Here is an 18,822-nt window from a genome sequence, read left to right on the forward strand (position 1 = left end):
ATTGCACTTGGTGTGACTTGCACATGCACGCAACGGTCAACTTGGGTCGGTGCGCTTGTACGGAGTGCCGATCGCGCTAGCCGGTGCCCTTGCCATCATCACCTGCTTCGTAAACGGGTTGATTATTGGTCGCTCTTGGAACGTGAACATCTTCTCGAACAAATGTTCCCCGTTAAGCCAATATGTTAGCCATGTATGAAAGCTCCAGGGCGTCTCCGTAAGTCCGCTCTCGTCCAGCGTGAGCACAGCGCCTGTTTCCTCGTCGATGCAAGACCAAACGGAGTCGCCCCAGTCGCACAGCGCAAGGACCTTTTCTGGTAGTCCGGCGCTCTCAGGGCCACTCCATAGGACACGCCGAAGCTCAATGAGGGATCGCCCGTCATCGTCCAAACGTCCCCCCGGGAGGCCGATGAGGCCGTCACCAGGCCCGAATCCACCGTTGCCTACGTCCATCAGCACTCGTCTATGGAGGGGATGCAGGGGGAAGCCCAGGGCGAACTCAGCCTGGAGCACTGCGTGTGGCGGTGCTGGCCGCGCCAGCTCGGGACAAAACCGGTCCGCGTAGTCCGTGCGTGTCTTTTCATTATTGGCTCGCTGCTTGATAGCCTGGATCAGCTCGTTTTCATTCATCGCGATGTCAACCTCAGAACTCGTAGCTGTACTTCCCCACTGTGGCGCCTAATCCGCGAAGGAAATCGGCACATCCGCCCGAGCCACTGCAGATGATGGTCGACGTAGCTCCCCTCGTCGGGGTCAAGCCCAGCTCTCCCGCACCGGCAATGGCCGTCTTCTCGGCATGAAAGCCCGGCATTGGGGGCGCGGGAACCAGCCCTAGTCTACGAGCCTCTGCAATCTGGGCGGCTGATAGATCACTTGCTCCGCCTGCAACGAGTGTCGGTCCCTCTGCGGTTTGTAGAACAGTAACCGTCCGGTTGAAGTTCATGGGTGCCCGTTCGACGTTCGCGATTTGCTGTGCCAGTTCTCGCGTTGCGGTTGGTCCTCTTAAGACTCCAGGTATCGCCGATTCCTCGGCCGCCGCCCCCAGCCCTCTCCCAGCGCCGAAGACGGTGGCCGCAGCAAGGATCATCGTCCTTGTCCCCGCCGCGCCCGCTTCCCGGTAGTCCTCACGGCCGATCGCGAGCGCCGTGTCCGCGGCGCCCTGCCCGATGTGGTAGAGCGGGTTCACGGCGTTGAGCGCGCCAAGAACTCCGCCCTCCTCGTATCCCGCCAGGATCGCTCCGCCGAGCTCGTATCCGCTGTAGATCCCGAACGTCAGCGCGTTGAGCACCAGCGTCCGCGCGATGCCGACCCCGACGTCGCGCGTTCCCTCGGCGGCGCCCAGCAAGGTCTGGCTGACGACGGTGCCCGGGCCGCCTGCGCCGGCGTGCTCCGGCGAGACGGTCACCGGCTGCGGCACATACCCCGACGCGGTTCCGGTCGTTCCCACGTCGACAGGCGCCGTCGTCGCTCCGGCCTCAACGGCTTCGGCCTCGCGCGTGCGCCACGGGGGCGGAGGCCCTCTGACAGTGACCTGAAGCTGGTTCGGGGATGGAGTGACGCCGTCATCCTCCAGCAACCCTGGAGCTTGCGACCCTCCAGGCCCTTCGGGCTCTGCCTGAAACCCGGTCGGATCCACGCGGTTGAGCGGGTCGTTGCGCACGTAGCTGTACGGGTTCCAGCTCTGACCCGAGAGCGGCGCCTGCACGATCGGATCGGTGGTCAAGAACCGCCCGATCCTGGGGTCGTACATCCTTCCCCGCATGTTCACGAGGCCGAGGTCCTCGTCGCCTTCGTGCCCGGTGAACCCGCGCGTCGTCCCGCTGGAGAACGACGCCGGCGCGGGCTGCCCCCACACCGGGTCCCTGCGCTGGCCGAAGGGATCGTAGCTCCTGCGCTCGACCAGATCGCCGTCCTCGCCGGTGAGCGCGTCGACCGAGCCGAGGTGGTCGACGTGGACGTAGCGCGTCCCCGGCTCGGCGCCTCCGCGGGTCACGATCGCCACCACCCGCTCCGGCGAGTGGACGTTGTAACGATGCTCCACCGCCCCCGTCGCCATGTCGGTGACCCGCTCGTAGAGATCGCCGAAGTAGAGCGTCTCCTCGTCCGGCGTGGTCTTGCGGATCCGCTGCTGGTCGCCGTCGTAGGCGAACGAGACGGCGCTCGCGCCCTGCGCGATCGCCGCCAGCAGGTCGAACGGCGTGTAGCTCACCGTCACGCCGCCCGGACGCGCGATCTGGTTGCCTACCGCGTCGTAGCCGAAGGCGTCCGCGCCCGCGCCGGTGACGGCGTGCGGGTGCAGCGGGTCGTCGTACGAGAGCGCGCCGGCGTCCGACGTGAAGGTGAGGTTGCCGTTCGGGTCGTGGTCGTAGCGGAGCGCGCACGGCGCCGTCGCGCTCTCGACGTCGCTGAAGTACGCGCACGTCAGCCGCTCGAGCGGATCGTAGCGGAAGCGCTCGCTCCGGTGCTGCGGCTGCAGCGCGTCGGTGCGCCTGGTGAGGCTGAGCCGCGCGTCGTAGCCGTACTCGAGATCCTGCACCGCCGCCGCGCCGCTCCGGGTGACGACGCGCTTCAGCCGCTGCCTGTCCGCGTAGTAGTCCCGCTCCGTGATGGCGCCGTTGCCGAACGCCTCCTCGCGGAAACGGCCGGCGCTGTCCACATCGGTCAGCCGCCAGTACGCCGCTCGGGTCGCGCCGTCGCGCACGGCGAGCACGTGGCCGTGCGCGTCGTGGTCGTGGGCCACCACGAACGGCGCCGCGCCGGCGGGCGTGGGGTAGGTGATCGTCTCGACGCGGCCGAGCTCGTCGTAGCCCAGACTGCTCGTCAGCGCCGCGCGCTCGCCGTCGATGCGGAGCGTCACCGTCTCGAGCTTGCCGCGGTCGGTGTAGCCGTACGTTTTCTCCGCGCCGGGGCTCTCCAGCACGTGGAGCTTGCCGATCCCGTGCGGCGCGGTGTCCCAGGTCCACGAGGTCGTCAGCCGCTCGGCGCCGTGCTCGTCCACACGCGAGGTGGCGCGCCCGAGGCCGTCGTAGGCGACCTTCGTCACCCGCCCGAGCGCGTCGGTCGACGAGATGAGCTCCCCGAAGCCGTCGCTGGTGAAGACCGTCGTGCCCCGATCGGGATGGTCGAGCTGCCGCACGCGCCCGAACGCGTCGCGCCTCGTCCGCGTGACCGCGCCGCCCGGATCGGTGACCGTGTACAGCGCGCCGAACGGGCCATGCTCGTAGCGCGTGACCCCCATCGCCGCGTCGGTGACCGTCACCGGTCGTCCTAGCGGGTCGTGCTCGACCACGGTCACGTGACCCAGCGCATCGGTGACCTCGGCGCGCAGGCCGTCGTGGTCGGTCTCCACGACCGCGCCCCACGGCGTCGTGTGCCGCACCTCGCGGCCCACCGCGTCGTGCTCGTAGACGTCGGCCAGGAGGTCGTCTTCCGGCGTGCCCTCGCTCGCCGGCACCGAGCGCCGCGCGATGTGCTCGCCGCGCTCGTCGTACGTGATCTCTTGCATCAGGCGCCGCGGCTCGCCCGTGGCGCCTTCCGCGGAGGGCCCGTACCAGAACCACCGGATCGGCCGGCCGAGGCTGTCGTAGTCGACCGTATCGTCGGCGCCGCCGGTCGTCGTGGTCCGCTGCACCACGCGCCAGGCATCCCGGCGCGGGCCGCCGTCCCTGGTGCGCGACAGCGCGATCGCCGTTTGCGTCCCGTCGGGCCGGATCTCGAGCCCGCGGCGGCCGAAGCCGTCGTGCCTCCACGCCGTCACGAGCCCGTTTGGATCCACCCGCTCGACGAGCATGCCGAGCCCGTCATCGAACTCCACGCGCGTGGTGTGGCCGGCCGGGTTGACGTGCGCCTCGGGGAAGATCCCCTCGGCGTCGTACGTCGTGCTCCACGACCGGTGATGGCCGAACGCGTCGTCCGCCGTCACCTCCGTGACGTTCCCGAAGTCGTCCCGCGCCACCACGACATCGAGCTCCGTGTCCGGGATGCCGTCGTCGCTGCCGGTGGACTCGGTCTCGATCTCGCCATGGACCGTCGTCGTGCGCGTGAGCAGGCGGCACTGCGAGAGCGCCGCGGCCGCGCTGCACTCCTCCTCGGTCTGGAGCTGGCCGAGCACCCATCGCTCGGTGTCGTTCTTGAAGGTGCGCGTGACGTCGAGCGTCAGGTCGACGCCGCGGGTCGAGACCTCCTCGGCGAGCACGTTGCCGAACGCATCGAAGTCCTTCACCTTCGCCGCCGTGTCGCGCAGGATCGTCGCCCCGCCGCCGCGCTCGCCGCCCGACGCGATCTGCGCGACGTACGCCTCGACCGTGGTCGCCTCGCCGCCCGCCGGCGGATACACGCCTTGTGCTCGCCGGATCCGGCGCTCGGTTGGGAGCGTGAAGTAGCTCGCGCCGTCGCTCGTCGGAACCACCGCCCGCGTCACATCGAGGAACGAGAGCTCGATCTGGTCCGGCCTGGGCTGGCCCGGCAGCCCTGGAGCCCAGCGCCACTGTTGCGCCAACTGCCCCGCGAACGGGAAGACCTCGAGCTCCTCGTCGAACGTCTTGTTGTCGTAGCGCTCGGCAACCCCGGCGCCGGTGTCGGCCTCGATGACCACGCGCTCCCCGAAGCCGAGGAACCCCCGGCCGAGCCGGTGGTAGCGCCCGTCGCGGTAGCGGACCTCGAAGCGCCGTGGCCGGTCCGCGCCGTTGTTGAGGGCGTAGGCGCTGACGACCCGGCGGGGCCCCACCGCGCAGCGGCGCGGATAAGCGCAGCCGTTCGCCGCGTCGTCGCGAGAGAGGTAGAGCATGCTCTCCCGCTCCGGAGCTTCCGCAGGCGTGTCGTTCGTGATCGAGGCGTCGGTGAGGTGACCATACGAGACACTCACGTTCGGCACGAAGCCCGCCTCGCTCGGCTCGTGCGCGTTCATCCCGTCGGAGACGGCGACGAGGAGATCCCGATCGGCCGCGAGGTTCTGGAAGATCGTGAACACGCCGCCGATCGGCAAGACCACGTCCTGGGCACCGTCGCCGTTGAGATCCCCGATCCGTGGCCCGTGCGGCTCGGCGAGCGTGACGGCCTCGCCGACCGCGGCCTCGAACGGGATCTCCGGATCGACGAGCGCGAACGTCGGCCCGTCGCGCGCGCCCGTCGCCTGCAGGACGGCCCAGGAGGGCAGCGAGAGGGATGAGCCCGGCAGCGTGCCCGGCGGCACCGGCATGAGCAGGTCCTGCAGCCCGTCGCCGTCGTAGTCCAGCGGCGTGGCGAGCCGGAAGAACGTGTCCTGATCGCCGAGGCCCACCGGGCCGAGGCTGTCGACCGCCGGCGCGTCGAAGGTCGCCCCCGTGTTGAGGTGCGTGCGGAGCCCGCGATGGCTGAAGCCGGATTGTACGGCGTCGGGCAGGCCATCGCCGTTGACGTCGAGGAACACGGTACGGCCGTCGGGAGCGGGCTGGGGGAGCTCGGTGTCAAACACCTCCCAGCTCCCGTCGCGCCGGCGGGTGAGCGCGGCGTAGGTCGATGCCGGGATCATCGTGTTGTCGCTGAACGTCAGCACGGTCGCCACGACGAGATCGACCTTGCCGTCGGCGTTCACGTCGAGCGTCTGGATCTCCATCTCGCAGGGAAACCCGTTGAGGGGCTCGAGCGACTCCCCTTCGCGGTCGAATCCTGCCGGCGTCCCGTCGCGCTCGGGCCTCCAGCGGTGGACGACCCACGTGGCCTCGAGCGGGTTCAGGGTCAGCGCGCGGCTGTGGTCGTCACACTGGATCAGGTCGGGCACGCCGTCGCCGTCGACATCGGCGAGGTGCATGGCGCCCTCGGGCATGCTCAACCCAGGCGGCGGGACGCGGAGCGGGAACGGCCGGCGGATGCCGGTGTCGTGGACCTCGAAGGTCCGATCGGGCCGGGCCAGCAGCACAAGCCATGTGTCGCTGGCGTCATGGACGTCGTGGAGCAAGACGTCCATCCGGCCATCCTGGTCGTAATCCAAGGCCGTCCCGAGCTCCGGCTGAAGGATCGTCGGATCGGCGGGCTCGGTCGGATCGGCGACCACCGGCCAGTCCTCGAACAGCGCCAGGGCCGCAGGCGCGAGGTGAGCCTCCGACCCGCTCGACCCTTGATTGCGCGCGACGAGCCAGCTCGTCACGGGACTCCGAGGCGTGCTGAGCGCCGGGTGCGTGTCCGGCAACACGAGGTCGTCGAGCCCGTCGCCATCGATATCGAAGAGCATCGGGCTGGCCCGCCTGGAGGTCGGCCTGGCGACGTCCGTCGCGATCCTCCGGAACCCCGCCTCACCGCGGCTGTACTGAAACCGCGTCGGCGGCTTGCACACGCCGTCCGCCGCGCACTCCTCGACCGCGGTCAGGAGCGTCCGCCGCGTCGACCCGCTGACCTCGTACGTGAACCCGTAGCGCCGCACCAGCGCATCGTCCGCGCCGAGCATCTGGATCTCGTCGAGGCGCAGCGCGCTCTGGAGCGCCATGCCGCCCGCGTGGTGTATCCGGACCTCGGCCGGCTCCTTCGTCGCGTACACGAACCGCACCGCCCGCGAGGGCTCGAGCGCCGGCTCTCCCTCGAAGCTCGTGTACCGGATCTGGTCGAGCGCGTACTCCGCCGTGAAGCCCTCCTCGGCCCCGGCGAAGCAGTACTCGTAGGTCATGGCGTTGCCGCGGCCGTCTCGCGTCCTGGTCGCGAGCCACGCGCGCGGGGCGCCGCCGGGCGCCAGCGGCTTGCCGCTGTCGCCGCGCCCGTACTCGATGACGAGCCCGGACGGCATCCTCGCCTCGAAGGAGAGCGCCTCCGCGGGCGCGCCCCGCTCCGGAGCGTAATGCCCGACGACCTTGACCATCGTGTCGGGGAACGTCCTGTACTCGATGGTCCCCGGCGCCCGCCCCACCGCGACAAGCCGCTTGCCGTCGAGGCACAGCCCGTCGTCCCCGTCGTACGCCACGCCCCGGATCTCCCCGTCCTGCGCGAGATTCTTCGGACACCGCGTGATCGCGGACAGCCCGGCGACGGAGAACCCCGCTCCGAGGACACCGTCGCCCGCGGCGCTGTCGTAGAGAAGCGCGAGCCGCGGCGCCACGCCCGCGCGGCCAGGGACCGAGACGAGCGGCAGCTCGTAGACCGCCTCTCCCGTGCTCGTGACAGCGAAGGTCCCCGGGATCGCACCAGCAGCGACGGTCTTCACCCCCGGCGCGCCGCGGGCCACCGGCGGGTCGCTCGCGTCTCGCGTCCGGCAGGCGATGGTGCCGTGAGGACGAATCGGCGGGAGCTCGGGTGTACACGTACACCCCGCCTGCGCCAGCACGCAGATCGCAAACATCAGGAGCGGGATCCACGCCTGACAGCCTCTTTGCACCCAGCGCTGGATCAGCACCCGCGCTCGATGCCCCGGAACCAGCGCCATCACGGCCTCCCTCGCCCGAATCAGCGCATGGCTGGACGGCTGGCGTCAACGCTCGCCGGGCACGTGAATCACGGAGGGACGCGGTTGTTCCGGGATGAGTGGTTCGATTGCCCCGCTGGAGCGACGTGCGAGTCCAGAGATGAACTCCCGGACGCCAGCCTACGCGGGCCTCAGGATCTGACGGATGGACTCGACGTCGCTGACCCGCTGCAGCACCGGCTGGAGGCCGGCGCCCGGGGCCTCGCCGAAGGCGCCGCTCGCGGCGACGGCGCGGGCGCGGGGGCCGTCGAGCACGAGGAACACATCCCTGAGGCCGCCGGCGCCCGGCGCGTCGATCACGTCGACGATGCGCGAGCGGTCGAGGTGCAGCTCCTCGTCGCCGCGCTGGATGAGCACGCGCCGGTCGGTGATGAGGTACCGCGTGCGCGCCGCGAGCCGCGCGGGGCGCACCACGGACACGTAGAGCATCGCCGCGCCCGCGGCGACGAGCAGCACGATCGTCAGCGACAGCGAGGCGACGAGCGCCACGAAGGACACGCTCTCGGGATCCAGGCCCGCCGCGGTCACGATGCGGATGCTCCGCACCGCGTGCACCGCCGTGACCACCGCGAAGGCGCCGAGGAGCACGCCGAGCAGCACGGAGCCGATCGCGCGCACGCCGCTCGGGAGCCACTTGTGCCAGCCGTCGGCCGGGTGCGCCGACCAGAGCACGCGCTCGCCCTCGTCGAGGCGCTGCGAGAGCAGCCGGTGGCCGTCGCCCGCGGGCGCCGACGGGACGACGCCCCGCAGGATCGCCCACACGCGATCCGGGGCAACGACGCCGTTCAGCACGATCGACAGCCGCCGCCGGAGGGCGCCGGTCGGGACCGCGCGCACGAGCTCGAGGTCGCCGACGCCGGGGTGCTTCGGGTGCCAGTGGATGCGCGCGTAGCTGATCGATCGCCGCTCGATCGAGCGCCGGAGCTTCCCGCGCTGCACCACGATGTGCTTGTCGGTGAGCATGTACTCGAGCTCCGAGCGCCACCAGCGGGGCAGGTAGCTGAACGCCACCGCGAGGCTCGCCATCCAGGCCGCGAACGCGAGCAGCTGGGTCGGCGACGCGCCGAGCGCCTTGCTCACGACGATGGCCGACGCCGTGCTGATCGCGGAGGTCACGCCGCAGACCGCCGCGCCCACGACGTAGAGGAGGGGCGTCGCGACGACCTTGGGACGTCCGGACCAGAGGACGGTCTCATTGAACACCGAGTCGCGCATCTCGACGGATCTCCGTTCGGGGTGAGCTTCCGGCGCCGCCCTCGCGCGCGAGAGCGACCACGATAGGTAAGGTGAACCCGCCGGGCTGGGTCGTAAAGGGGCGGTTTCGCCGTGGCGCGGCGCCGGATCGGAGCGCGCTGGAAGGAGATCCGGGAGCGACCTGATGCGAGGTGGGATAGCCCTGCGCGCGCGGCAGTCGGCCGGTGGGATGGGCTCAGCGCGCGCGGTGAGCCAGCCCGCGCAACGAGGCCAGCGCGCGAGCGCGCCCCGGCGCGCGAGGAGGATGAGCTCAGCGCCGCTGCGGCGCCGGGGGCGCGGGCTTTCGCAGGCGCTTCAGGGTCTGGTCCCGCTCCCTCTCGCACTGCGCGCGCCGCGCCCTCGCCAGCGGCAGCCAGTGGTCGTTCGCGGGGGCGCGCGCGATGTACGACTCCCACGCGGCCACGGCCTGCAGGTACGCCTCCGCGCGCGGCGCGCCGAGCTCGGCGCTCCGCGCCGCGGCCCAGTAGCCGAGCGCGGCGTACCAGGCCTCGTCGTGGGCGGGCACGTAGAACCAGCCCTCTCCGGTGATCTGCTGGTCGCTGCGGTCGTAGGTCCTCGCGAGCTGGATGTGCGCGAACGCGCCCTCCGGGTCGCCCGACCGGTCGAGCGCCACCGCGAGCCCCCAGAGCGTCGTCACGCCGTAGCGGAACATGTCGAGCGACCCGAGCGTCGCCAGCGCGCTCCGGTACCCCTCGACCGCGGCGGTGATGTCGCCGAGCGCCATGTACGCCTCGGCCTGGTTGGCCAGGAGCAGCGCCCGCGAGGCCGCGTGGGGCTCGAGCGCGAGCGCCTCGTCGTACGCCTTGATCTCGTCGGTGTACCTGCCGAGCCGCGCGTAGCAGACCGCGAGCGCGTGCCACGCGTCGGCGCGGGAAGGCGGCGGCGGATGGAGGCGCAGGAGCCCCTCGAGCGACGCCGCGGCGCCCTGCACGTCGCCGAGGTGCTCCAGGAGGTCGGCGTAGCGGAGCCGCACCGCGGGCTCGCGCGAGGTCGCCGCGCCGGCGCGCTCGTACAGGGTGCGCGCCTCACGGAGCCACAGCGGGCCGATCTCCTCGACCCGCTCGAGGAGCGGCGTGCGCCGGAGCCGCTCGTACCGGACGAGGAGCCCGTCCGCCTGGGAGATGAGCGCCGCGCGCTCGTCGGCCGCCGGATCCAGCGCGCGGGACCAGACGGTCGGCGCCGCGGCGGCGGGGCCGGGCGCGCGCGTCGCCGCGAGCGCCAGCGCGAGGAGCGCCGCGGCGCCGGGCAGGAGCGGTCGCCGACGCGATCGCCGGCTCACGGCGCCCCTCCTGCGCCCGGCGCAGACGCGGGGGACGCGGCGCGGGGACGCGGGGCGCGCGGGGCGCCCGCGCCCGGCGCCGTCGCGGCGGCGCGCGCGGGCCGCGGGCCTCCGCCGGCGCCCTTGCGGAGCGCGTCGAGGCGCGCGCGCGCCGCCGCGGCCCACGGGCCCTGGCCGCCGGCGCCCGCCAGGTAGGCCTCCCAGCGCGCGATCGCCGCCGCGGCCGTGGTCCGCTCCAGGGCGAGCGCCTCCAGGGCGAGCCGGTCCTCCGGGACCGCGAGGTAGTCGACCGTGCGCAGGCGCGCCGCCGCGCTGGCGAGATAGTCGTCGGCGTGCTCGCGCGCGGCCGCTCCGGCGTGCTGGTCGGCGGCCCGGGCGCGCGCCGCGGCCGCCTCGGCGCGCGTGCGCGCGGCCTCCGGCGCGGCCCCGGCCGCCTCGCCCTCGAGCGCGGCGTCGGCCTGCGCCTTGTCGCCGGCGCGGTCCAGCGCGAGCGCGAGCGAGAGCGTGACGTCGCGGGCGAGCTGCGTCTGCGCGCGCTGGCGCGCCTCGCGCAGGTAGGCGATCGCCTCGTCGAGGTCGGCGCGTGCGCCCGCTCCGGGCGCGCCGGCGGCGGTCGTCGCGGCGGCGGTCGTCGCGGCGGCGGTCGTCGCGGCGGCGGTCGTCGCGGCGGCGGTCGTCGCGGCGGGGGTCGTCGCGGCGGCGGTCGTCGCGCCCGCGCCCGCGGCGGCCATCGACAGGTGCGCTGCCTCGAGCAGCACCAGCGCGCGGTGGTCCGCGGTGCCGAGCAGGTCGATGCGCGGGACGAGCGCGCGGTACATCGCGATCGCCTCGTCGCGCTTGCCGGTGCGGGCGAGCGACCGGGCGAGGTCGTGCAATGTGTGCGGGTCCTCGACGCTGCGGGGGTCGATGCGCCGCGCGCGGTCGAACGCGCGCGCGGCGTCCTCGGCCGAGCCGAGCGCGAGGGCGGCGCGCGCGAGCAGGACCTGCGGCGCGGCGTGCCCCGGGAGGATCTGGTCGGCGACGCGCGCCGACTCGCGCGCCGCCTCGGCGTTGTCGCCGAGCTGCGCCTGGCCGCGCGCGATGAGATCGCAGTAGCGCGGCAGCTCCGGAGCGCGCGCGCGCTCCCATATGGACGGTCCCCGGGCGATGGCCCGGCTGGAGCGCGCCGAGCACTCCGGCGGCCTACCCGCCGCGGCGGCGGCGGCGACAAGGTCGCCGCTGCTCTGTCCGGCGTGCGCGGTGAGCGGAAGAGCGAGCAGGGCCGGGAGCAGCAGCGAGCCGAGGTGCACGCGGCGAGTGTACCAGCGCCGCGCTCCGGGGGCTCACGCCCCGCCGACGGCGCGGGGCTGCGATCCGGTTGATCGCGCGGGCGCTGCTCCGTTATGGTGCCCGAGGTGACAGCGCCGACGGGGGGCGTTCGCGGGGTCGTGTTTCGCCGGACTCCGCAGCCTTGGAGCCTCGTGAGGCCAGAGGAGGATCGACATCATGGGCGAGGTGATTCGCAAGGATGCGCCAGCGGACGACATCATCGGTGACGTGCGCGCGACGCTCCACAGCGCTTCTGCGAAGGGCGGGTCCCTTCGGGAGCTCGCCGAGCAGCGGCTCGTGCCCGTGCTGACCCTCTTCGACGGGGTGGAGGCCCAGCGCAACGCCGCGCGGTCCGAGGCGGAGCCGCTGCTCGCCAAGGTCGAGGCCGAGTCCGCGCGCGCCGACGACGCGCTCGGCAAGGTGGCCGACGACGTCTGGAACGCCGTCGGGCGCCCCTCCGCGGATCCGGCGCTGTCGATCCTGTTCCCCGGCGGCATGGCCTATTTCGCCGACCACGAGGACGGCGACATCACGGGGCAGCCCGATCGGCTGGAGGTGCTCGCGCAGCTGCTCGGCTCGGGGATCCACCCGAAGCTCAGCCTGGACAAGGCGCAGGCGGCGGCGGCCGAGGTGAAATCGGCCGCCGCGGCGCTGCGCTCGACCGTCGAGGCGACCCGGCTCCCGCTCGAGCGGCTGAGCGTGCTCGATCGCATTCGCGCCGCGGTGGCGAAGAGCGCGCACATCGAGCTCGTGCACCTGAAGCGCCTCTACAAGGCGGCTGGCTTCAGCGAGGCGGAGATCCACGGCGTCATCCCGGATCGCGGCCGCGCGCGGCGCCGGCTGTAGCGGTAGCGCGCGGCGCCGTCCCGTCCGGCCGCCTCCCCTCGGCCTCACGCCAGCCGACCCTGCTCCTGCCGACGCCACGGCTGCCCCCCGCTCACGCGGCGGGAGCGCCGCGGCGCCCGCGCTCCATCGTGGGCAGGCGCGCAGGCGCCACGGCGCGGGCGAGCGCGAGGCCCGCTCCCTACCTGGCCGGACTCACGGGCGCCGGCTCCCGAAGGGCGCGCGCGGGTCGTTCGCGCCGGGGCCGAAGGACGCGCTGCGCCCGGGATACCCGTAGTACGGGGGACGAGCCGGCGAGTAAGGCCCGTTGGGCCCGTAATAGACGTTGCCATAGGGCGAGCTCGGGCCGTAGTAGGGCGAGCTCGGGCCGTAGTAGGGCGAGCTCGGGCCGTAGTAGGGCGAGCGCGGCGGATAGCCGCCCTCCGGGACGAACGGGCTGCCGATGAGCGCTGGGAGCGAATTGGCGAACGCGAGGTGTCGCGACGTGGCCGTCCGGACCTCCGAGATGAGGTGACTGACCCCCGGCCGCGGCTCTGGCCCGATGACCGCGATCTGCTCCTGGAGATGGCCGAGGAGCTCTCGGTGCCGGTAGATCTGGACCTCGACGTAGGTCCAGTCGAACGTGGGCCCCGTGAGCCCCTCGAGGAGCTGCAGGTCGGTCGCGCTCTGCTCGCTCAGCGCCTGGCTGGTCTGGTTGTCCAGCGGCTGCTCGCCTGTCTGCTGGAGCGTGGCCAGGAGCTGCTGGCTCGCGAGGACGTGGTAGTCGAGCAGCTCCTGGGCGAACTCGAGGACGTGCGGGTCTGTCGCGCGAGCCAGGGCCAGCTGCGACTCCTTTATCTCGGCCGTATGAAAGGCGGCGAGCACCGCGGCGAGCTCGGGGCTCGAGAGCGTGAAGGCCTGCGCGGCGGAGTCGACCGCCTCTCCCGAGGAGTCCTCGTCCGCCGCCGCGAGAACACCGTCTTCCGTCGTGACGGAGCAGGCGCTGGCACCCGCGAGCACCAGGGCTGCGATCCATGCAAAACGAAGAGAATCGATTCGAATGCTCATAACTCCCCCATGTCAATGACGGAAGCGGGTCCGGCGCTGAAGCGCTTGGCGGTGATGCCTGGCCCGCCCCGCCATGTATCTTGAACCGCCGCCGGGATACGCAAGCTCCGATTTCACCGAACAGAGAATGCTCACCAGCGCACAGGATCGGTTGAATCCTCGGCGCGGCGCGACGGACCGGCGCGCAGGTGCCACATGCCGGCGTCGATGAACGGACGCGCGCCGTCCCGGCGGCGGCGCCGGCGCGCTCAGGGGAGGGCCGGCGCGGGCCAGGCCGCCGCGCGCCAGGAGCGCTGGCGTGCCGCCGTGTGCGCGCTCGACGGAGGCGGCAGGAAGGACATCATCCCTTTGCTGGAGGACGGGGCCGAAGCGGGGAATCGCGCGCCCGGCGGCCCGGGCGCGGCGTCAGTCTGCGGCCCTGGCCGGCTTGCGGGCCACGACGCCGACGGTGCCGTAGTAGATCCCCCACGCCGCCGGATCGGACGCAAAACGGGCATAGCCGGCGAGATCTTCTTCGCTGATCCGCCCCGTCTCGAGGTACTTGTCCTGGAGCTGAGCGGCCGAGAGGCTCATGATCTCGGAGAGCGGGTGGCCGCCCGGGCACAGCGGCACCTCGTTCTCGACTGCCTCGATGGCGAGGCCGCGCGACGCCAGGATCGCGGGCAGGCGCAGGCCGAGCCCCGGGTCCTTGCCGCCGGCCTCGTACATCGCGAGGATCGACCGGTTGACCCGATCGAAGGCGGCGATATCCGCGCCGGACGCGCCCCTCGCCGCAGTGAAGTCGGGCTCCTCGAGGACCAGGCGGCCGCCGGGCTTCAGCGCCGCCAGCACGGCGTCGAGGATCACCTGGAAATCCGCGTTGTGGACGAGCACGTAGCGCGCGTGCACCAGGTCGAACCGGGCCGCGTGGAAGTTGAGCTGGCGGATATCGCCCTCGATGATCCGGACGCCGGGCAGCCGCGCCGCGTCCAGGAACCCGACGTCGCGGTCGACCGCGACCACCTCGCCCTCGTGGCCCACGCGCTCTGCCATCCAGGCGGCGATCGACCCGGCGCCGGCTCCCACGTCGAGGCAGCTCCAGCCGGGGCCTATCCCGGCCGCCTTGAGGAGGCGCCGGCTCCCGGGGTCGAAGAAGCTCTCGATCCGCTGCAGGCGTTCGAGCTCTCGCGCACGTTCCGAACCAGCAAACACGTAGCTGCTCTCGGCCATAGGGATGGACATGGTAGTCCACTCCGTGGACGGAGAGGCGGAACTTCGCCGCGCGGCGCTCGCGTGGGCTCTCTCCCGTCGCGTCGATCTGTCGAGCGACACACGGGGTGAGCGGCTCGGCAAAGGTTTGACAGAGGCGTTCTTCCGGCGGGCCCATCCAGGCGTGGCCTCGAGCGGAAGGCGGTGTGCGCGAGGCGGAAGGTGGTCTGCGCGCCGCGCCCGTGCGCCTGCCGCACACACGGCGGCGGCGCGGCCGTCGCTCGGCAGCGCTCGCCTGCGCCCGGGTCGTCGCTGGAGCTCGCCGAGCGTGGGTATCAGGTGACGGTGAAAGAGGCCGCTCCCGTCGGCCGCTCCCGTCCTCGGCGGCCGGCTGCGCGCGCGCGACGAGCGGCTGCGCGCGGGGGCGTTCCACGTGGAGCACGGGCTCCACCTGGGGTTCTGGCAAGCTCACGACTGCTCCGACATCCTCGGTCGCCTCGGTCGCGAGCGCTATTGGCGTCCGCGCCTGGAGGTCTGTCACGAGCTCAAGACATACAGGCCGCAGATCGTGCGCACCGTCGGCCCGTACCGTGTAACGTCATGAGTGTTCGTCGTGCGCGCCTCGTCATGCCCATGACCTTCGTGGAGACCCGCCTCGTCGTCCTGCTCGCCTTCGATGGCGTCTCGCTGCTCGATCTGGCCGGTCCTCTCGAGGCCCTCACCGTCGCGGCCACCTTGTGCGCGCCGGGCGCGACCGCGCCCTACCGTACGGTCGTCGCCTCAGGTGTCGCTCGTGTGGGACGCGATCGCGCTGCACAGCAGTGACACGCAGCCATCAAGTCGAAGCGTCGGATCTTCATGGAGCGATGAGGCAGCACGCGCCGCAGGGAGCGGCGCAGAAGAGATTGACTTTCCGCGCGCGACGTGCCGCGCGCTGACCTGCGCCGGGAGCGCTGCGCTCCTCGCGGCGGCGCAGCGCATCAGTCCGAGAGCGCCGCCGCCATCGCCGCGTCGAGCCCGGCGCCGCGGCCTTCCGCGAAGTGCGCGTCGTGCACGGGATCGCCCAGCGCCGCGCGCGCGGCCTCGACGCACGCCGCGAGCGCCGGTTGCTCGACGGGCGGCACCGGCGTGCCGAGCGCCTCGCGCAGCGCCGCCGCGCCGCCGAGGAGGCGGGCGCCGCGCTCCGCCTTCCCCGCCTGCACCGCCGCGCGCGCAAGCGCCTCGATGACGCTCGCCGAGCGCCAGAGATCGCCGAGCTCCCGGTGCAGACGGAGGCTCGCGCGGAGGTGCCGCCCGGCGATGCGAAGGTCGCCGCGCTCGATCGCGATCAGGCCCAGGATGTTGTTCGTCCAGGCGATCCCCTCCTTGAACTTCACCTTCCTCGACAGGGCCTCGCTCTCCTCGCAGAGGCGGGCCGCCTCGCGGAGATCCCCGCGGTAAAACGCCGTGCACCCGAGGTACAGCAGCGCCGTCGCGGTCCCCTCGCGATCGCCCGCGCGGCGGAGCTCCGCGAGCGCGAGCCGGCACGCGCTCTCCGCGCGCGCGGTGTCGCCCGAGAGCCACGCCGCGAAGCCCGAGTAGCCGAGCGCGCGCGCCGCCTCGACCGTGTCGCCGCGCCGGGTGGCCAGCGCGAGGCTCTCGCCGTGCAGCGAGAGAGCGCGCTCGTAGTCGCCCTGCTCGCGGGCCACGCTCCCGAGGATCTGGACCACCGAGATGAGCCCGCGCTCGTCCCCGAGGTCGCGGTAGAGCGCCGCGCCCCGCTCGAGCAGCGCGCGCGCCTCGCGGTAGTCGCACTGGAGCAGCGCGAGCGTCCCCGCCCCCAGGAGCGCCGGCGCCACGAGCTCGGGCGCGACGCCCGCCGCGCGCGCGAGCGCCCGGTCGAGCCACGCGCGCCCCTCCTGGTAGTGCCCGTGGATGTGCCAGAACCGCGCCAGCGCCGCGGCGAGGCGCACCGCGACGCCCGCGTCGCCGTTGCCCCCCTCGAGCGCGAGCGCGAGCGCGAGGCGGAGGTTGTCGTGCTCGACCTCGAACTCCGCGAGCCCGGCGGCCTGCTCGGGCCCGCTGAGAACCTCGGCAGCGCGCTCGGCGAGCGCCAGCGAGAGCTCGACGAAGCGCCGGTGGCACGACGCGGCGGCGCCCTCCTGCTCGAGCCGCTCGAGGCCGTACTCGCGCAGGATCGCGAGCATCTGGAACCGGGGCTCCTCGCCCGCGACCGCGAGCAGCAGGCTCTTGTCGACCAGCGACTCGAGGATCCCGAGCGTGTCGAGCGCCGGGTCGCGGAAGGCGCACATCCCGTCCGCCGCGGGCAGCGAGAAGCTGCCCGGGAACACCGCGAGCGTGCGGAACGCGAGCTGCTCCTCCGGCTCCAGCAGGCCGTAGCTCCAGTCGATGGCGGCGCGCATGGTCTGCTGGCGCTCGGGCAGGTCGCGCGCGCCGCCCGTGAGCAGGCGGAACGAGCCCGCGGGCGCGGCGGCGCGCCCGGTCGACCCGCGGTCGAGCATGCGCGAGAGCAGCGCCGCGGGGGTGAGGGCCCGCAGGCGCGACGCGGCGAGCTCGATGGCGAGCGGCAATCCGTCGAGGCGCGCGCAGATCTCCACGACCTCGGCGACGTTGCCGGGGCCGAGCTGGAACCCGGGTTTGATCGCGGAGGCGCGGCGGCAGAACAGGCTCACCGCCGCGCTCGCCAGCGCGGTGTCGACCGTGACCTCGCGCGGCTCCGGCAGCGACAGCGGCGGCACCACGTAGCGCCGCTCGCCCGAGAGGTTCAGCACCGCGCGGCTCGTCACGAGCAGCGACAGGCGCGGGCAGCTCGCGGCGAGGTGCGCGACCACCGGCGCGGCGGCCATCAGGTGCTCGACGTTGTCGAGCAGGAGCAGCAGGCGGCGGTCGCGGAGGAAGTGGACGACGCGCTCCAGATCCGGCCGCGCGCCGTCCTCGCCGAGGCAGAGCGCCTGCGCGATGGCCGAGGGCACGAGCGCCGGATCGCGCAGCGACGCGAGCGGCACGAAGCAGACGCCGTCGGGGAAGGACGAGACGAGGTCTTCCGCGACCTGGAGGGCGAGCCGGGTCTTGCCGGTGCCGCCGACGCCGGTGAGCGTGAGCAGGCCCGCGTCCGGGTCGAGCAGGAGCGCGGCGATCTCGGCGCGCTCGCGGGCGCGGCCCACGAAGGCCGTGCGCTGGACCGGCAGGTTGTGACGCGGCCGCTCGGGCGGGGGCGGGATGCTGAGCGGGGGCGGGATGCTGAGCGGCGACGAGCTGAGCGGCGACGAGCTGAGCGGCGACGAGCTGAGCGGCGACGAGCTGAGCGGCGACGAGCTGAGCGGCGACGAGCTGAGCGGCGACGAGCTGAGCGGCGATGGCGAGCTGAGCGGGGGCGACGCGCCGAGCGGGGGCGATGCGCCGAGCGCCAGCGAGGTTCCGGGCGTCGGCGAGCGGTGATCCGGACCGCCGGTGAGGGGGACGGACTGCGAGGGGACCTCGATCGTGCGCGCGCACTCGATGGTCTTGGAGCTGAGCATGCTCGCCGGCGCGCGGCCTTCGGACGACTCCGGCCCCTCGGCGCCGGGCGGCCCGGCGGGCGCGCTGTGCCCCTCGAGCGCGGCGCGCAGCGCGCGGCTCTGCTCGCGGACCGAGGGGAAGCGCCGGGCCGGATCGCGGTCGCACGACCGCAGGAACCAGGCGTCGAACGCGGGCGGGAGCCACCGCCAGCGCGTCGACGGCGCGTAGAGCTGCATGACCAGGAGCGCCGCCATCAGCTCGGCCATGCTGTTCGAGGTCCAGTAGATGTCGCCGGTCAGGAGGCGCACGGCGATGAGCCCGATCGCCCACACGTCCGCCGCGGGGCCGACCAGGTCCGGGCGCCCGCGCGCCTGCTCGGGCGCCATGTAGAGGGGCGTGCCGAGGGTCGCGCCCATGGACGTGAGCCCGCCCGACACGCCGAGCCCGCCGGGGTCGAGCTCCTTGACCAGCCCGAGATCGAGGATCTTCATGCGCTCACGCCCATCCTCGCCCACCGCAAGGAAGAGGTTCGCGGGCTTGAGATCGCGGTGGGACAGGCCCTGCGCGTGGGCGAGCTCGAGCGCCTCGGCGACCTCGCCGAGGCAGCGCTGCACCTCGCCGGGCGAGCGCATGCCGTACGTGGTGACGATGTGCTCGAGGTCGTGGCCCCGGAGCAGCTCCATCACCATGAAGGGCGCGTCGCTGAGCTCGCGGGCGACGCCGGCGTCGAGGATGCGCACGAACCCGGGAGCGTCGAGGAGCCTCATGGCCCGGATCTCCCGCTCGAAGCGCGCGGCCGCCGGGCCGCTCCCATCCGGCCAGAGCAGGACCTTCACCGCGACCTGGCCGCCGCCTTGGAGGTCGTCCGCCACGTAGACCACGCCCGACCCGCCGCGGCCGATCTCGTGCAGGAGACGGTAGCGGCCGCTGATGACGAGATGGCTAGCCTGGTGGAGCATGGGGCGGTGGCGGCTGCGAT

9 protein-coding genes are annotated in these 18,822 nt (G+C 73.0%); 2 read left to right on the top strand and 7 right to left on the bottom strand.

Annotation, left to right across the window (positions count from 1 at the left end):
* Window positions 1-643 precede the first annotated feature (643 nt).
* The 4 genes from WME85_RS51670 to WME85_RS51685 all read right to left on the bottom strand — a co-directional run bounded on the left by WME85_RS51670 (window position 644) and on the right by WME85_RS51685 (window position 11,248).
* Window positions 644-7,303: an RHS repeat-associated core domain-containing protein gene (locus tag WME85_RS51670; protein WP_437842605.1), complete on the bottom strand. Its 6,660-nt coding sequence runs from the start codon at window positions 7,301-7,303 to the stop codon at window positions 644-646.
* 243 nt (window positions 7,304-7,546) lie between these two features.
* Window positions 7,547-8,629, bottom strand: coding sequence for a hypothetical protein (locus tag WME85_RS51675; RefSeq protein ID WP_437833020.1), 1,083 nt, complete (start codon window positions 8,627-8,629; stop codon window positions 7,547-7,549).
* 301 nt (window positions 8,630-8,930) lie between these two features.
* Window positions 8,931-9,959 carry a tetratricopeptide repeat protein gene (locus WME85_RS51680; RefSeq protein WP_437833022.1) on the bottom strand — a complete coding sequence of 343 codons (1,029 nt, stop codon included), beginning with the start codon at window positions 9,957-9,959 and terminating at the stop codon, window positions 8,931-8,933.
* Entirely contained in the window at window positions 9,956-11,248 is a 1,293-nt protein-coding gene (locus tag WME85_RS51685; RefSeq protein WP_437833023.1) for a hypothetical protein, read from the bottom strand. The genes WME85_RS51680 and WME85_RS51685 overlap by 4 nt, the downstream gene beginning before the upstream one ends.
* Window positions 11,249-11,444: 196 nt before the next feature.
* On the opposite strand from WME85_RS51685, the gene WME85_RS51690 reads away from it, so the two are divergent.
* On the top strand, window positions 11,445-12,113 hold the full coding sequence (locus tag WME85_RS51690) for a hypothetical protein (RefSeq protein ID WP_437306494.1): 669 nt from the start codon (window positions 11,445-11,447) through the stop codon (window positions 12,111-12,113).
* 192 nt (window positions 12,114-12,305) lie between these two features.
* Here WME85_RS51690 and WME85_RS51695 read toward each other — a convergent pair whose 3' ends face one another.
* Together WME85_RS51695 and WME85_RS51700 are read right to left on the bottom strand one after the other, a co-directional pair.
* A complete protein-coding gene (locus WME85_RS51695) occupies window positions 12,306-13,157 on the bottom strand; it encodes a DUF4142 domain-containing protein (protein WP_437833025.1) in 852 nt (283 codons plus the stop codon).
* A 405-nt stretch (window positions 13,158-13,562) separates the two neighbouring features.
* Window positions 13,563-14,378 carry a methyltransferase domain-containing protein gene (locus WME85_RS51700; protein ID WP_437833026.1) on the bottom strand — a complete coding sequence of 272 codons (816 nt, stop codon included), beginning with the start codon at window positions 14,376-14,378 and terminating at the stop codon, window positions 13,563-13,565.
* 600 nt (window positions 14,379-14,978) lie between these two features.
* On the opposite strand from WME85_RS51700, the gene WME85_RS51705 reads away from it, so the two are divergent.
* Window positions 14,979-15,170, top strand: coding sequence for a hypothetical protein (locus WME85_RS51705; protein ID WP_437833028.1), 192 nt, complete (start codon window positions 14,979-14,981; stop codon window positions 15,168-15,170).
* A gap of 155 nt (window positions 15,171-15,325) precedes the next feature.
* Here WME85_RS51705 and WME85_RS51710 read toward each other — a convergent pair whose 3' ends face one another.
* Window positions 15,326-18,802, bottom strand: a complete 3,477-nt coding sequence (locus WME85_RS51710) for a protein kinase domain-containing protein (protein ID WP_437833030.1) — start codon at window positions 18,800-18,802, stop codon at window positions 15,326-15,328.
* Between the last annotated feature and the right edge of the window lie 20 nt (window positions 18,803-18,822).

The sequence above is a fragment of the Sorangium sp. So ce1153 genome (assembly GCF_051521595.1).
In the GTDB taxonomy this organism is placed as follows: domain Bacteria; phylum Myxococcota_A; class Polyangia; order Polyangiales; family Polyangiaceae; genus Sorangium.

Coding starts and splice junctions, on each gene's coding strand:
- WME85_RS51670 (WP_437842605.1), bottom strand. CDS start 7,303: ATGTTTGCGATCTGCGTGCTGGCGCAGGCGGGGTGTACGTGTACACCC.
- WME85_RS51690 (WP_437306494.1), top strand. CDS start 11,445: ATGGGCGAGGTGATTCGCAAGGATGCGCCAGCGGACGACATCATCGGT.
- WME85_RS51695 (WP_437833025.1), bottom strand. CDS start 13,157: ATGAGCATTCGAATCGATTCTCTTCGTTTTGCATGGATCGCAGCCCTG.
- WME85_RS51700 (WP_437833026.1), bottom strand. CDS start 14,378: ATGTCCATCCCTATGGCCGAGAGCAGCTACGTGTTTGCTGGTTCGGAA.
- WME85_RS51705 (WP_437833028.1), top strand. CDS start 14,979: ATGACCTTCGTGGAGACCCGCCTCGTCGTCCTGCTCGCCTTCGATGGC.
- WME85_RS51710 (WP_437833030.1), bottom strand. CDS start 18,802: ATGCTCCACCAGGCTAGCCATCTCGTCATCAGCGGCCGCTACCGTCTC.